A 14078-nucleotide genomic window follows, 5' to 3' on the forward strand; every position below is an offset into this window, starting at 1 on the left:
GGCGGGGCGCGGGCAGGTCGGTGAACAGGGCCACCAGGTCGTCGCCGGTGACCGCGCGGGTCGCCTGGTCGACGCGTTCCTCGTACTCGCCGAGGCTCAGCCTGCTCAGGGAGTAGTGCTCGCCGAGCGCTTCGATGGCCTGCGCCCGCTCGTGGTCGCCGATGCGCATCCGGCCGGGATCGTACGGGGAAGTCACGGTGATCAGGCTAGTCGAACCGGGCCGCTCGGAATGGCGATTCGGAGAGGGTCGGCATGCTTTCGGGCTAATCGCGCTTGCTCCGTTCTCTCGTTGCGGGATACGCACTGCTCGCGGTCGGGAGTCCTTCGGCACCATGGCGGGTGGCCGGAGTTCCGGCGGTGCGGCGGCTTACGCTGCGACCTGTTCGTTTCGCGCAGAGGAGTTCGGCCCGTGAAAGCCTTCGAGGACCTTCCCGAGGGATTGCGCACCGCCTGCTCCGGTTTCCTGGACCACTTGGCGGTGGAGCGGGGCAGCGCCCGCAGCACCTTGGATTCGTATTCGCGAGATCTGCGCCGCTACGGCGGGCACTTGGCCGGTTCGGGAGTGCGCGTGTTGCGCGAGGTGACCGCGTTGCACCTGGCGGAGTTCGCCGCGGAATTGCGCGAGGGCACGGACGAGCACCCGCCGCTCGCGCCCTCCTCGGCGGCGCGGGCGCTGGTCGCGGTGCGCGGCCTGCACCGGTTCGCCCACGCCGAGGGGTGGGTGGACGCGGACGTCGCGCGCGAGGTGTCGCCGCCGAGCCCGGCCCGCCGGTTGCCGAAGGCGTTGCCGGTGGCCGACGTGCTGCGGTTGCTGGACGGGGCGAACAGCCGGGACGTGCGCGGACTGCGGGACCGGGCGCTGCTGGAACTGCTGTACTCCTCGGGAGCTCGGATCTCGGAGGCGGTGGGGCTGGACGTCGACGACGTGAACTCGGCGGAGCGCACGGTGCTGCTCAACGGCAAGGGCGGCCGGCAACGGCTGGTCCCGATCGGGCGTCCCGCGTTGGAGGCGCTGGATGCCTACCTGGTGCGGGCGCGGCCGGTGCTGGCCGCCCGCGGCAAGGGCGACGCGGCGGTCTTCCTGAATTCGCACGGCGGCAGGTTGTCCCGGCAGAGCGCGTGGAACGCGTTGAAGTCCGCCGCCGACCGGGCGGGGATCAGCAGCGCGGTGTCGCCGCACGTGCTGCGGCATTCGTTCGCCACCCATCTGCTGGAAGGCGGAGCGGACGTGCGAGTGGTGCAGGAATTGCTCGGGCACGCCTCGGTGACGACCACGCAGGTGTACACGCTGGTCACGGTGAACACGTTGCGCGAGGTGTACGCGACCGCCCATCCGAGGGCGTTGCGGCGGGACCCGTGAACCCGATGGAGTGGGGTGGGACGCATTTCGCCGGTGCTCGGCGAGGCGCGTTGCCGCTGGTCGCGAATGCCACTTAGGCTGCGCTCGATCGGTATGATCGTCGCCGGCAGACAAGGAGTCCTAGCGCCATGTCGACACCGCAGCCCTCCGCCGAAGGGCGGTCCCGGGGCGCGGTCGACCTGAGCATCGCCCCGCACAAGCCCTCGGCTTCGGGCGGTGAGGCCGAGTTGTCGCCGGACGCGAACATCGGCCCGACCGGCCGCCCGCGCAGGCACGTCCCGGAACCGCCGCTGCTGGACCGGCACGGCCCGGCCTCGGTACTGGCCATGTGCAACCAGAAGGGCGGCGTCGGCAAGACGACGTCGACGATCAACCTGGGTGCCGCGCTCGCCGAGTACGGGCGCCGGGTGCTGCTGGTGGACTTCGATCCGCAGGGTGCGCTCTCGGTCGGCCTGGGGGTGCAGCCGCACCAGCTGGACCAGACGATCTACAACGTGATCATGGAGCGGTCCGTCGACATCCGGGACGTGGTGATGTCCACGACCGTCGAGGGCATGGACCTGCTGCCGAGCAACATCGACCTGTCGGCCGCCGAGGTGCAGCTGGTCGCGGAGGTGGGCCGCGAGCAGACCCTGCAGCGCGTGCTGTTCCCGGCGATGAAGGAGTACGACTTCATCCTGGTGGACTGCCAGCCGTCGCTGGGCCTGCTGACGGTGAACGCGCTCGCCGCCGCGGACGGCGTGATCATCCCGTTGGAGTGCGAGTTCTTCAGCCTGCGCGGGGTGGCCCTGCTGATCGACACGATCGAGAAGGTGCAGGAGCGGCTGAACCCGAAGCTGGAGATCAGCGGCATCCTGGCGACCATGTTCGACCCGCGGACGTTGCACTCCCGCGAGGTGATGGCGCGCGTGGTCGAGGCGTTCGGCGACGTCGTCTTCGACAGCGTGATCAACCGGACGGTGCGCTTCCCGGAGACGACGGTCGCCGGGGAGCCGATCACCCGCTGGGCGCCGCGTTCCGCAGGCGCGCAGGCCTACCGCTCGCTGGCGCGCGAGGTGATCGCGCGGTGACGGTTCCCGTGCGATCCGCTGTCGGGGAGGGCGCGTGAGGCGTCGTGCCGAGCTGCCCGGTGCGTCCGAGCTGTTCCGGACCACGGCGCGCGCCTCCGAACCGCCGGAACCACCTGCCGAGCCCCGGGTCGAGCCCGCCCCCGGCGCCGGTGCGCGTGCGGCCGAGCCGGGCTCCGGCGGATCGCGGGGCAGGTCGGGGTCGGGGCGCCGCAAGCACGATGCGAAAATCACCGTGTACGTCTCCGATGAGGAGTTGCTGGCGTTGGAACAGGCCCGGCTCGCGCTGCGCGCTGAGCACGGCATCGCGGTGGATCGCGGCAGGGTCGTGCGTGAAGGGGTGGCGATGCTGCTCGCTGATCTTGAGGCGCGGGGTGCGGATTCGGTGCTGGTGCGCGAATTGCGGCGGGAGCCCGGCGAGTGACCGACTCCGTTCCCGGCGGGGTCGATGCTGTTGAGGTGCAGGACGAGGCCGACGCCGAGGCTCCGGGCGTGGCCGCCGCCGAGGAAACCACCTCGACCGGGCGGTTCACGGTGCGGCTGGACAACTTCGAGGGCCCGTTCGACCTCTTGCTGCAGTTGATCTCGCAGCACCAGCTGGACGTCACCGAGGTGGCGCTGCACAAGGTCACCGACGAGTTCATCGCCTACACCAAGGCGTTGGGCGAGCACTGGAACCTCGACGAGACGACCGAGTTCCTGGTCGTGGCCGCGACGCTGCTGGATCTGAAGGCGGCCCGGTTGCTGCCCGCCGCCGACGTGGAGGACGAGGACGACCTGGCGCTGCTGGAGGCGCGGGACCTGCTGTTCGCGCGGTTGCTGCAGTACCGCGCGTACAAGCAGGTCGCGGCGCTGTTCAGCGAGCTGGAAGCGGGGGCGCTGCGCCGCTACCCGCGGTCGGTGGCGGTGGAGCCGCGCTACGAGAACCTGCTGCCCGAGGTGATGATCGGGGTCGGACCGCAGCGGCTCGCGGAGATCGCGGCCGCGGTGTTCCGGCCGAAGCCGCCGCCGTCGGTGTCGCTGGACCACATCCACCAGCACCAGGTGTCGGTGCGCGAGCACGCCGCGCTGCTGCGGGTGCGGCTGGCCGAGTGGGGCGCGGCGGACTTCTCGGCGCTGGTCGCGGACTGCGAGCACACGGTGGAGATCGTCGCCCGCTTCCTGGCGCTGCTGGAGCTGTTCCGGGAGAAGGTGCTGGCGTTCGAGCAGGAGGATCCGCTGGGCGACCTGGTGGTGCGCTGGGTCGGCGGCAGCCTGGAGGACGCGCGGCTGGCGGCCGAGGCCGACCGGCGCAGCGCGAACGAAGAGGAATACGGGTGAGCGCAGTGCACGACGAAGCTTCCGGTGCGGACGAGGCCGAGCAGGCCGCGGATGCGGCGGTGGCGCCGGAGACCGTGCCGGGGGGACGGGCTCGGCCCGCCGAGCCGGGTGACGGCCGGGCCGGTGCCGAGCCGTCGACCGGATCCCGCGTGGTGAGCGGTGAACCGGACGCGGGCACGTCCGTCGGCGGCTCGCCCATCGACGGTGAACCCGTCGGCGACGAGCTCCTCGCGGCCGAGCCCGCCGGTGCCGAGTCCGCTGCGGACGAGATCTCCGCCGCCGAGCCGGGCGCGGAACCGGCCGCCGACACCGACGACGCCGAGCCGGGCACTGCTGGACCGAGGGCTGCCGGATCGAGGGCTGCTGAGCCGGGGGCTGCCGAGTCGGACGACGCCGGACTGGACACGGCTGAGCCGGCAGCCGCCGAGCCGGACGACGCCGGGACGGGCACTGCCGAGCCGGACGACGCCGAGCCGACCACCGCCGACGAGTCCGCGACCGGAGGGCCGTCCGCCGACGAGCAGTCCGGAACCGACGCCATCGACACCCCGCCCACCGGAGCCGACGGCCCGGCGGCAGACCCGGCCGAGCTAGCGCCCGGAACCGGCCAGGCCGAGGACGGGCGCCCCGCGGGCTCCGAACCCGAGGACGACGCCCCGGCCCGGTCCGACGCGGCCGTCGCGGTGTCCCGCACCCCGCCGGACCTGACCGAGGACGACGCCCTCGACTCCGCGCTGGAGGCCCTGCTGCTGGTGGTCGACGTCCCGGCGGGGGAGGCGTTGCTGGCCGACACCCTGGACCAGCCCGTCGCCCGCATCCGCACCGCGCTGCAGCGGCTGGCCAGCGGCTACGAGGAGGCCGGGCGGGGCATCGACCTGCGCCGGGTCGGCGAGGGATGGCGGTTCTACACCAGGGAGACCTACGCGCCGTACGTGGAGCGCTACCTGCTCGACGGGCAGCGCGCGAAGCTGACCAGGGCCGCGTTGGAGACGCTCGCGGTCATCTCCTACCGGCAGCCGGTGACCCGGGCGCGGGTGGCGGCGGTACGCGGTGTCAACGTCGATGGCGTCATCCGTACCCTGGTGGGGCGCGGCCTTGTCGAGGAGGCCGGTACCGACCCGGAGACCGGCGGGTTCCTGTACTGCACGACGGAGCTGTTCCTGGAACGGCTCGGCCTGTCGTCGCTGAAGGACCTTCCGCCGCTGGCTCCCCTGCTGCCTGAAGTGGATACGATCGACGATGTCTGAACACCGTGCCCCGGCTTCTTCCTCCGCCGCGGATGCGCAGCCGGAGGGAATCCGCCTGCAGAAGGTGCTGTCCCGAGCGGGGGTGGCTTCGCGCCGCGCCGCCGAGGGGATGATCACCGAGGGCCGCATCGAGGTGGACGGCGAGGTCGTCACCGAGCTCGGCAGGCGGGTGGACCCGGAGAACTCGGTGATCCACGTGGACGGCACCCGGGTCGTCGTGAACGAGGACGTGCAGCACCTGCTGCTGAACAAGCCCAAGGGCATCCTCTGCTCGATGTCCGACGACCAGGGGCGGCCGTGCATCGGCGACTACCTGCGGGAGCGGGACGGCAAGCTGTTCCACGTGGGGCGGCTGGACGTGGACACCGAAGGCCTGCTGCTGATCACGAACGACGGTGAGCTGGCGCACCGGTTGATGCACCCGTCGTACCAGGTCCTCAAGACCTACCTGGCCGAGGTGCCGGGGCCGATCGCGAAGGACCTGGGCAAGCGGTTGCGCGCCGGGGTCACCCTGGACGACGGTCCGGTGAAGCTGGACAAGTTCCGGCTGGTCGACGTGAACGAGGGGCGCGCGCTGGTCGAGGTCGTGCTGCACGAGGGCCGCAAGCACGTCGTCCGCCGGGTGCTGGAGCACGTGGGCCACCCGGTGAAGCGGCTGGTGCGCACCGCGATCGACGAGGTCCGGCTGGGCAACGAGCGTCCCGGCGCGATCCGCAAGCTGGACCGCAAGGAGGTCGGCGCGCTCTACCGGGCCGTCGGCATGTGATCTTCCCGGAGGACCCGCCCCGCTCGGCGAGGCGGGTTCTTCTTCGCCTGACGCGTTCGGAATCTGCGATCGTCTCAGTGTCGGGTGAAATCAATCCGCCGGAGACCCGGAAACGAAGCAGGCCGGGGAGGCGCGGCGACCTGGTGGTCGTCCGGCGTCCCCGGCCTGGACCGGTCCGGCGGCGCTCGGCCGCGCGGGAGACCTCAGCGGGTAGGTGGAAGATCCTCGTCGTGCCGCGGGTTCACGCCTTCGCGGCCTGCTTCCGCGAGACCAGCCTGCGCGCCACCGGCTCCACCACGCGCGCCGCGACCGGCCCGAGGATCGCCATCAGCAGCACGTAAGCGGTGGCCAGCGCGGCCAGCTCGCCCGAGACGGCGCCCGAGGCGACCGCGAGGCCGGCGATGACGATGGAGAACTCACCACGGGCCACCAGCGCCGCACCGGCGCGCGCCCGGCCCATCTTGCCGATTCCCTGGGAATGGGCGGCGAACCAGCCCGTGCCGATCTTCGTGATCGCGGTGACCACCGCCAGCAGCAGCGCGAAGCCCAGCACCGGCGGGATCTTCGAAGGATCCGTGTTCAAGCCGAACACCACGAAGAACACCGCGGCGAACAGGTCGCGCAGCGGCTCCAGCATCCGCGTCGCGTTCTGCGCCGTGGAACCGGAGATCGCGATGCCCAGCAGGAACGATCCCACCGCCGCCGAAACCTGCAGCTCCGAGGCGATCCCGGCGACCAGCAGGGCCGAACCCAGCAGCCGCAGCAGGAACACCTCGGGGTCGGGGCTGTCGATCAGCGCCGAGACGTAGCGCCCGAACTTCAGCGCCACCACCAGCACGACCGAGATGACGATCAGCGAGACGCCGACGGCGGTCAACCCGCCCAGCAGGCTCACCCCGCCGAGCACCGCGGTGAGGATCGGCAAGTACAGCGCCATCGCCAGGTCTTCGAAGACCAGGATCGACAGCACCACCGGTGTTTCGCGGTTGCCGAGCCTGCCCAGGTCACCGAGGACCTTCGCGATGATGCCGGAGGAGGAGATGTAGGTGACGCCTGCCATCGTCAGCGCGCCGATCGGGCCCCACCCCAGCAGCAGCGCGACGATCGCGCCGGGGGCCGCGTTGAGCACCAGGTCCACCAGACCTGCCAGCCAGGAACGCCGGAGCCCCGTGACGAGTTCGCCAGCCGAGTACTCCAGCCCGAGTAGGAGCAAGAGCAGCACCACGCCTATTTCGGAGGCTAGATGCGTGAACGGCTCGATACCGTGCAGCGGTATTAAGCCGCCGGTTCCGAAAGCGATTCCGCCGATGAGGTAAAGCGGGATCGGTGAGATGCCGATCTTCCAGGCGAGGCGGCCGAGAACTCCGAGACCGAAGAACACCGCTCCCAGTTCGATGAGGGAGATCGCCGTGTCGTGCACCAGTGTTTCCTCTCGCCCTGTCCGAGTACCTGTTCAGTTGTCCCGTGCCCAGAGCGCACGGGGTTCCCGCCCGAGAGCGCGGTGCTCCCGGGCGGTGCGGACGACCATCACCTCGCGGCGTTCGGCGCGGAGCGCCTAGCCGCGTTCGAGGATCTCGCCTGCGGCCCGCAGGCCGTCGGCGGTGCCGACCACGACCACGAGGTCGCCGGCACTGAATTCGAAATCGGGACGCGGTGACGGGTGCACGGTTCCGCCGCGCACCACGGCGACGATCGACGCCGAGGTGCGGGTGCGCATCTCGGTCTCGCCGAGAGTGCGCCCGTCGTAGGGAGAGCCTTGATCGACAGGGAGCTGCCAGGTGTTGATCCCGGCCACCTCGCGCTGCTGCTCGCTCAGGCGGGCCACCAGCTGGGGGGCGCCGAGCAAGTTGGCGAGGGTGTTGGTCTCCTCGGCGGTCAGACCTGCCGAGGCGGCTACCTTGTCCGGGTCGTCGTGACCGGAGACGATCAGCTCGAAGCGTCCGTCGCGATACGTGATCACACCGATCCTGTGCCCGGAACGAGTAACGAAGTCCTGCTGGGTCCCGAGTCCCGGAAGCGGGGTCACTGTGACGTCCACGTGTTCGATCCTAGTACAGGAACCCGCGCGCACGTGCGTGCCCCGCGCGGAACCGGGGCGGAACGGGCAGCGCGAACGGGTGGTGGGGGCGGCGCGCGCCGGATCCGGACGCGAGTGGGGAACCGCTCGGACCAGCGGGCACAATGGGCTGTTGGTCCGGCGTTTCCTCGGCCGGCGGTGATGAAGGAGGAGACTCGACGTGGCACACGCCGAGCTTCGTGGGGTGGTGGCCCTCGACGGTCCCTCGGGCACTGGGAAATCCACGGTGGCCCGGAAGCTGGCCGCGGCGCTGTCGGCGTCGTACCTCGACACGGGCGCGATGTACCGGGCGGTGACGCTCGCCGTGCTGCGCGCCGGGGTCCCGGTCGCGAACGCGGACGCGGTGGCGGAGGTCGCGGCGGCCTCGCTGCCCGAGATGGGCTCCGACCCCCGGGACCCGGCGGTCTCGATGGCCGGGGAGGACGTGGCGCTGGAGATCCGGGGGCCGGAGGTCACCGGTGCGGTCTCCGCGGTGTCGGCGGTGGCGCGGGTGCGCGAGCTGCTGGTCGCCGAGCAGCGCCGGATCATCGCCGATGCGCTGGCCTCGCCGGGCGGCGTGGTCGTGGAAGGCCGCGACATCGGCACGGTGGTCGCGCGGGACGCGGGGCTGAAGGTGTACCTCACCGCGTCCGCGCAGACGCGGGCGCGCCGCCGCAGCGACCAGGACGTGGCAGCCGGGCGGCTCGCCGACCTGGAGCGCACCCACGCGGACGTGCAGCGGCGGGACGCGTTCGACTCCGGGCGCGCGGTGTCGCCGCTGCGGATGGCCGAGGACGCGGTGGAGCTGGACACGACGGACCTGGACGTGGCCGGGGTGCTGGACCGGCTGCTGGGGTTGGCGGAGGCCCGCGGGCTGTTCGCCGGAGTGGGGACGATCCGATGAGCGAGCCCGGCGAAGGCGATCTGCCGGAAGGCGCGTCGCGTCGCATGCACCGGTTCGGGCGATGGATCGGCCGGACCTTCGTGCGGTTGCCGTACCGCACGCACGTCCACCACCTGGACCGGGTGCCGCGGACGGGGCCGCTGGTGCTGGTGGCGAACCACAGCTCGCTGATCGACGGTCCGCTGCTGTTCGGAATGCTGCCGCGCGAAGCGGTGTTCCTGGTCAAGCACGAGATGTTCAAGGGCCCGCTGGGCTGGTTCCTCCGCCGCATCGGGCAGATCCCGGTGCGCCGCGGAGAACCGGACCGCACCCCGCTGCTGGCGGCGGTGCGGGTGCTGCGCGCGGGCGGGCTCGTCGCGGTGTTCCCGGAGGGGACCCGCAGCGGCGGTGGCGACGTGGCCAACGCCGAGCACGGGGCGGCGTGGCTGGCGCGGACCTCCGGGGCGCGGATGCTGCCGGTGGCCTGCCGGGGCACGCGCCGTCCGGAGGGACGGGGCCGTAGGCTGCTGCCCAGGGTGGATGTGCTGTTCGGCGAGCCGGTGACGTTGCCGGTCGCCAAGGGGCGCGCCGGGTTGACGGCTGCGACCGAGCAGGTCCGCGACGAACTGGTCGGGCTGATCGCCGAATTGGACGGGCTGATCGCCGGGACCTCCGAAAGCGACGATGCGAGAGGGAAACAAGCGTGACCGAAGAGTCGGTGGGCGGCCCGGAAGACGTGGGTGCGCCGCTCGACGGCGGCCTGGACGGGACGTGGTCGGACGAGGCCGAGTGGGCCGAGTTCGACGGTGTCGAAGGCGCCGAGGAGGACGCCGAAGGTGGTCCGCAGCCGGTGCTGGCGGTGGTCGGCAGGCCCAACGTGGGCAAGTCGACGCTGGTGAACCGGTTGCTGGGGCGCCGCGAGGCGGTGGTGCAGGACAAGCCGGGCGTGACCAGGGACCGGGTGGCCTACGACGCGTTGTGGAACGGCAGGCGCTTCACCGTGGTCGACACGGGCGGCTGGGAGCCGGGCGCGAAGGGCTTGCAGGCCGCGGTGGCCCAGCAGGCCGAGATGGCGATGTCCACGGCGGACGCGGTGCTGCTCGTGGTGGACGCCCAGGTCGGGGCGACCGCGACGGAGGAGGCGGTGGCGCGGGTGCTGCGCCGCTCGAAGCGTCCGGTGCTGGTGGCTGCGAACAAGGTCGACGACGAGCGGACCGCGGCGGACGCCGCGGCGCTGTGGTCGCTGGGCCTGGGTGAGCCGCGGCCGATCAGCGGGTTGCACGGGCGCGGTTCCGGTGACCTGCTGGACGCGATCCTGGACGTGTTCCCGGAGGTGCCGCACGAGCAGTTCGGCGCCAGCGGTGGTCCGCGCCGGGTCGCGCTGGTGGGCAAGCCGAACGTGGGCAAGTCGAGCCTGCTGAACCGGCTCACCGGTGAGCAGCGCGCGGTCGTCGACGACGTCGCGGGCACCACGGTGGACCCGGTGGACTCGCTGGTGCAGCTGGACGGCGAGGTGTGGCGGTTCGTCGATACCGCCGGGCTGCGCAAGCGGGTCCGCACCGCCAGCGGCACCGAGTACTACGCGTCGCTGCGCACCAAGGCCGCGATCGAGGCGGCGGAGGTGGCGGTCGTGCTGATCGACGCCTCGGAGCCGCTGACCGAGCAGGACCTGCGGGTGATCGGCATGGTCATCGAGGCAGGCCGGGCGCTGGTGCTGGTGTGCAACAAGTGGGACCTGGTCGACGAGGACCGCAGGCACCGGCTGGACAAGGAGCTGGACCGCGAGATGGTGCGCGCCCGCTGGGCGGAGCGCGTGAACGTCTCGGCGGAGACGGGGCGTTCGGTGGCGAAGCTGGCGCCGGCGCTGCGCACGGCGCTGGAGTCCTGGGACACCCGGATCCCGACCGGGCGGCTCAACTCGTGGCTGTCGGACCTGGTGGCGGCGAGCCCGCCGCCGGTGCGCGGTGGCAAGCAGCCGAAGATCCTGTTCGCGACGCAGGCGCACCCGCGCCCGCCGACACTGGTGCTGTTCACCACCGGCTTCTTGGAGGCCGGTTACCGCCGGTTCGTGGAGCGCAGGTTCCGCGAGGAGTTCGGGTTCACCGGCAGTCCCGTCCGGATCTCGGTGCGGGTGCGCGAGCGCAAGGACGGGCGCAAGGCACGCGGCTGATCGGACCAACGGCCGGGTACTGCACGCAGACCAAGATTGCCTTGCCGATAACCTTCGGTCGGCCCTTTGTACAGGGGGAGGTGACCCAGGGTGCGTGCTGACTCCGCTGCGGAAGGTTCCGCGGTGCGGCCGATCCGCTTGGTCTTGGCCGATGACGAGGTGATGCTGCGGCGCGGCCTGCGGGTCCTGCTGGAGCACGACGGCCTGATCCGGGTCGTCGCCGAGGCCGGTACCGGTGAGGAGCTGCTGTCGGTGGTGCGCACGCACCAGCCGGACGTGGCGCTGATCGACGTGCAGATGCCGGGCAAGGACGGGCTGGCGGCGTTGCGGGAGCTGCGTGGCCTGCCCCGTCCTCCGGTGTGCGCGATGTTGACCACCTTCGACCTGGACGACTACGTGTCGGAGGCGTTGCGCCTGGGGGCGCACGGGTTCCTGCTCAAGGACGCGGAACCGGGCGCGCTGGTGCGGGCGGTGCAGGACCTGGCCGCGGGTGGTGCGGTGCTGGATCCGCGGATCGTGGTGCGGTTGCTGCCGCGGTTCCGCTCGATGGGCGATTCGACGCACGAGGTGCGGTTGGTGCGGAGCCTGTCCGCGCGGGAGCGGCAGGTGCTGGAGCTGCTCGGCGCCGGTCGGTCCAACGCGCACATCGGTGACCGGTTGGGGTTGACCGAGGCGACGGTGAAGAGCTACGTCTCGACGGTGTTGAGCAAGCTGGGTGCGGAGAACCGGGTGCAGGCGGCGTTGATCGCGCAGCGCGTCGCGGGGACGGGTGAGGGCGAGCTGCGTTGAGCGGGCCGGCCGGGTTCGGTCGCGAGCGCCTGCTGCTGGACGTGCTCGCGGTGCTGGTGCCGGTGGTGGTGGTGCTGCTGTCGGAGACCGACCAGGCGTGGGCCCTGCCCGCGGCGCTGGTCGCGTGCGCCGGTCTGGTGCTGCGGCACCGGTGTCCGCTGTTGTCGTTGCTGCTGTGCCTGCCCGGCTTGGTCGGTGGGCTCGCGTGGGCGCCGACGTGCGTGGCGCTGTTCCGGTTGGGCCGGGCGTGGTCGAACACGTGGCGGCTGCTCTGCTGGGCGCTGCTGGCGGCGTCGTCCGCGTTCCTGCCGGTGGCGGTCCAGCAGTGGCGGCTGTTGTCCGCGGCGAGCCTGACGATGGCGGCGGTGACGGCGCTGGTCTGCGCGGGCGTGCCGACGGCGATGGGCACGCTGCTGGCGACGCGGGCGCAGTTGACGGCGAGCCTGGACCGGTTGCGGGCGGCGACCGAGTCGGAGCTGCTCGCGAAGGAGGGTGCTGCGCGCGCGGAGGAGCGGTCCCGGATCGCCCGCGAGATCCACGATGCGGTCGGGCACCACGTCACGTTGATCGCGGTGGAGGCGGCGGCGCTGCACGCGAGCAGCGAGCAGGCCGAGGTTCGCGCCTCGGCGACCCGGGTGCGGGAGCTGGCGAAGGAGGCGTTGGGCGAGATGCGTTCGACACTGGGCCTGGCGGCCGATCAGTGGGACTCGACGAGCGCGCGGGCCATTCCGGAGCTGGTGGCGCGGGCCCGGCGGTCGGGGATCCGGGTGACGCTCAGCGATGAGTGCTCGCAGGCGGTGCAGTTGTCGCCCGGGGTGAGCCGGGCCGTGTACCGGGTGGTGCAGGAGGCGCTGACGAACGTCTCGAAGCACGCGCCGGGCGCGGCGGTCGTGGTGGAGCTGACCGGGGACGACGAGCTGCTGCGGGTCGTGGTGCGCAACGGTGCTCCGGTGCTGGGCGCTCGCGCGGGGGTGCTGGGCGACGCGCCGGACGTGGGGTGCGGCGGTTCGGGGCTGGCCGGGTTGTCGGAGCGGGTGCGGATGCTGGGCGGCACGCTGGACGCGGTGCCTTCGGACGAGGGGTTCGAACTGCGGGCGGAGATTCCGCTCTCGCCGGCGGCGTGAGCTGCTCCGGTTCGATGTCCGGAGCTCGTGGTGCCGCGTCGTTCCGCCCGTTGCGGGGCCGCCGGCGGGCGGTCGTCGTCGTGGGAGGAGCGCTGCGGACGCGCCGGTGATCATGTGCCCGGGCGGGTCCGGCTCGTCGCGTTCCGGTTGGTCGTGCCGGGATCGTTCAATTCTTGCGCGCTCGCGATTCGATCGCGCTGGGGAACCGGATCAGCGCCGCGGTGGAACGGTCGCCCCCGTGATCCAGCTCCCGGGTTTCGACGAGCTGTGCGCCCGGCATCAGTGCGAGGTAGTCGTCGGCGGAACGCAGTCGGGACCATTCGCTGACCGGGATCGCCGCCTCCGCGTATTCCACGAGCACGAAGTAGTGGCAGGATCGCGAGATCGATCGGCAGATCCGGGCCAGCGCCTCTTCGTCGAGCACGTGCATGAGAACCCACACGGAAACGGCGACGTCGAACTTCCGGCCGTTCCACGGGAGGTTCTCGGCCCGGGCCAGCTCGAAATCCACGTTGGTCAGATCGGCGCACGATTCGCGTGCCGCCTCCAGCATTCCGGGGGTCATGTCGAGCGCGGTGATGTGGTCCGCGTGCGCGGCCAACGTCGGGGTCAGGCGGCCGATGCCGCAGCCGACCTCCAATGCGGTGGCGAGCGGGCGGCTCAGCTCTCGGGCCGCGGTCCGCAGGCCCTCCGTCACCGCTTTCCGGGTCCGTTCCGTCGTGTCCGCGTTGTGCTCGGCGGGCTGGGAGGCGCGCATGACGCGGGCCAGCCCGTCCCGGCGGGCCCGCTGCCGCCACTCCTCCGTCACTTCGTCGGTGGAAGCGATGTGCGTGTTGTTCTGCACGGGAGGATCCCCTCGGGGTCGGAGTTCGCCGCGGATTCCGCTTCGGCCCGGCGCACGGCCGGCGGGCGTGCGGTGCCGAATGGTGGAGTGCGGTGCCGGTGGTCGCGATGGAGTGCGACCCGATTCGTGGCCGGGACTCTAACCGGGGAGGGAACGGGAGCGGAAGTCATCGATAATCGGGGAGGATCATGTTCACTCATTCTGATGAAGCGTGAAATGGTGCCGTTCGTCGGCGGTGGTCGAGAACCGGATCCGCGACGGAAACCAATTCGTCGGCAGCCGGAAGCGGCAACGCGGAAGAATTGTTGAGTTCGCAAAAAGGGCCTTAGCGGGGCCGCCCGCGCAGGCCCGTTGCGGGCGCCCGGGTGGGGGGGAGGGGTGGGGGCGGCGCTCTCCCCCGAGAGCGGCGCGGGGGGATTAGACCGGGATGAGCAGCCGGTTATCCGAGGTTG

Annotated in this window: 15 protein-coding genes; 11 read left to right on the plus strand and 4 right to left on the minus strand. The window is 71.8% G+C overall.

All coding sequences use genetic code 11. The features are described 5' to 3' along the window. On the minus strand, window positions 1-196 hold a 196-nt coding region (locus tag LCD31_RS12425; RefSeq protein WP_224958161.1), incomplete at its 3' end, for a DUF1707 domain-containing protein. 213 nt (window positions 197-409) lie between these two features. Between LCD31_RS12425 and xerD the strand changes: the two genes are divergently transcribed. The 6 genes from xerD (at window position 410) to LCD31_RS12455 (ending at window position 5760) form a co-directional block, all read left to right on the plus strand. Continuing rightward, on the plus strand, window positions 410-1360 hold the full coding sequence (gene xerD, locus LCD31_RS12430; protein WP_224958162.1) for a site-specific tyrosine recombinase XerD: 951 nt from the start codon (window positions 410-412) through the stop codon (window positions 1358-1360). 128 nt (window positions 1361-1488) lie between these two features. Continuing rightward, a complete protein-coding gene (locus LCD31_RS12435; RefSeq protein WP_224958163.1) occupies window positions 1489-2430 on the plus strand; it encodes a ParA family protein in 942 nt (313 codons plus the stop codon). Window positions 2431-2464: 34 nt separating this feature from the next. Further along, the gene (locus tag LCD31_RS12440; protein WP_224958164.1) at window positions 2465-2851 is read left to right on the plus strand and encodes a hypothetical protein; all 387 of its coding nucleotides are present in this window, start codon (window positions 2465-2467) and stop codon (window positions 2849-2851) included. Window positions 2852-2886: 35 nt separating this feature from the next. Beyond that, window positions 2887-3747 carry a ScpA family protein gene (locus LCD31_RS12445; protein ID WP_374108079.1) on the plus strand — a complete coding sequence of 287 codons (861 nt, stop codon included), beginning with the start codon at window positions 2887-2889 and terminating at the stop codon, window positions 3745-3747. Further along, a complete protein-coding gene (gene scpB, locus LCD31_RS29765) occupies window positions 3744-4994 on the plus strand; it encodes an SMC-Scp complex subunit ScpB (protein WP_374201652.1) in 1251 nt (416 codons plus the stop codon). Before LCD31_RS12445 ends, scpB begins: the two co-directional genes overlap by 4 nt. After that, window positions 4987-5760: a pseudouridine synthase gene (locus LCD31_RS12455; protein WP_224958165.1), complete on the plus strand. Its 774-nt coding sequence runs from the start codon at window positions 4987-4989 to the stop codon at window positions 5758-5760. The genes scpB and LCD31_RS12455 overlap by 8 nt, the downstream gene beginning before the upstream one ends. A 241-nt stretch (window positions 5761-6001) precedes the next feature. On the opposite strand, the gene LCD31_RS12460 is transcribed toward LCD31_RS12455, so the two are convergent. After that, entirely contained in the window at window positions 6002-7180 is a 1179-nt protein-coding gene (locus LCD31_RS12460) for a cation:proton antiporter (RefSeq protein WP_224958167.1), read from the minus strand. Window positions 7181-7315: 135 nt separating this feature from the next. Then, on the minus strand, window positions 7316-7798 hold the full coding sequence (locus tag LCD31_RS12465; protein ID WP_224958169.1) for a cation:proton antiporter regulatory subunit: 483 nt from the start codon (window positions 7796-7798) through the stop codon (window positions 7316-7318). A 199-nt stretch (window positions 7799-7997) separates the two neighbouring features. Between LCD31_RS12465 and cmk the strand changes: the two genes are divergently transcribed. From cmk to LCD31_RS12490, 5 genes are all read left to right on the plus strand, one after another. Beyond that, window positions 7998-8720 (plus strand): (d)CMP kinase, encoded by a 723-nt coding sequence (gene cmk, locus LCD31_RS12470; RefSeq protein ID WP_224958172.1) that lies wholly within the window; start codon window positions 7998-8000, stop codon window positions 8718-8720. Beyond that, window positions 8717-9406, plus strand: coding sequence for a 1-acyl-sn-glycerol-3-phosphate acyltransferase (locus LCD31_RS12475; RefSeq protein WP_224958174.1), 690 nt, complete (start codon window positions 8717-8719; stop codon window positions 9404-9406). The genes cmk and LCD31_RS12475 overlap by 4 nt, the downstream gene beginning before the upstream one ends. Continuing rightward, window positions 9403-10869, plus strand: a complete 1467-nt coding sequence (gene der / locus LCD31_RS12480) for a ribosome biogenesis GTPase Der (protein ID WP_224958175.1) — start codon at window positions 9403-9405, stop codon at window positions 10867-10869. The genes LCD31_RS12475 and der overlap by 4 nt, the downstream gene beginning before the upstream one ends. 90 nt (window positions 10870-10959) lie before the next feature. After that, window positions 10960-11658 carry a response regulator transcription factor gene (locus tag LCD31_RS12485; RefSeq protein ID WP_224958176.1) on the plus strand — a complete coding sequence of 233 codons (699 nt, stop codon included), beginning with the start codon at window positions 10960-10962 and terminating at the stop codon, window positions 11656-11658. After that, window positions 11655-12782, plus strand: coding sequence for a sensor histidine kinase (locus LCD31_RS12490; RefSeq protein ID WP_224958177.1), 1128 nt, complete (start codon window positions 11655-11657; stop codon window positions 12780-12782). The genes LCD31_RS12485 and LCD31_RS12490 overlap by 4 nt, the downstream gene beginning before the upstream one ends. Window positions 12783-12948: 166 nt before the next feature. Here LCD31_RS12490 and LCD31_RS12495 read toward each other — a convergent pair whose 3' ends face one another. Further along, window positions 12949-13539, minus strand: coding sequence for a class I SAM-dependent methyltransferase (locus tag LCD31_RS12495; RefSeq protein WP_224958178.1), 591 nt, complete (start codon window positions 13537-13539; stop codon window positions 12949-12951). Between the last annotated feature and the right edge of the window lie 539 nt (window positions 13540-14078).

Source organism: Saccharopolyspora sp. 6M (assembly GCF_020176775.1).
In the GTDB taxonomy this organism is placed as follows: Bacteria; Actinomycetota; Actinomycetes; order Mycobacteriales; family Pseudonocardiaceae; genus Saccharopolyspora_C; species Saccharopolyspora_C gregorii.

Coding starts and splice junctions, on each gene's coding strand:
- LCD31_RS12435 (WP_224958163.1), top strand. CDS start 1,489: ATGTCGACACCGCAGCCCTCCGCCGAAGGGCGGTCCCGGGGCGCGGTC.
- LCD31_RS12455 (WP_224958165.1), top strand. CDS start 4,987: ATGTCTGAACACCGTGCCCCGGCTTCTTCCTCCGCCGCGGATGCGCAG.
- LCD31_RS12475 (WP_224958174.1), top strand. CDS start 8,717: ATGAGCGAGCCCGGCGAAGGCGATCTGCCGGAAGGCGCGTCGCGTCGC.
- LCD31_RS12495 (WP_224958178.1), bottom strand. CDS start 13,539: ATGCGCGCCTCCCAGCCCGCCGAGCACAACGCGGACACGACGGAACGG.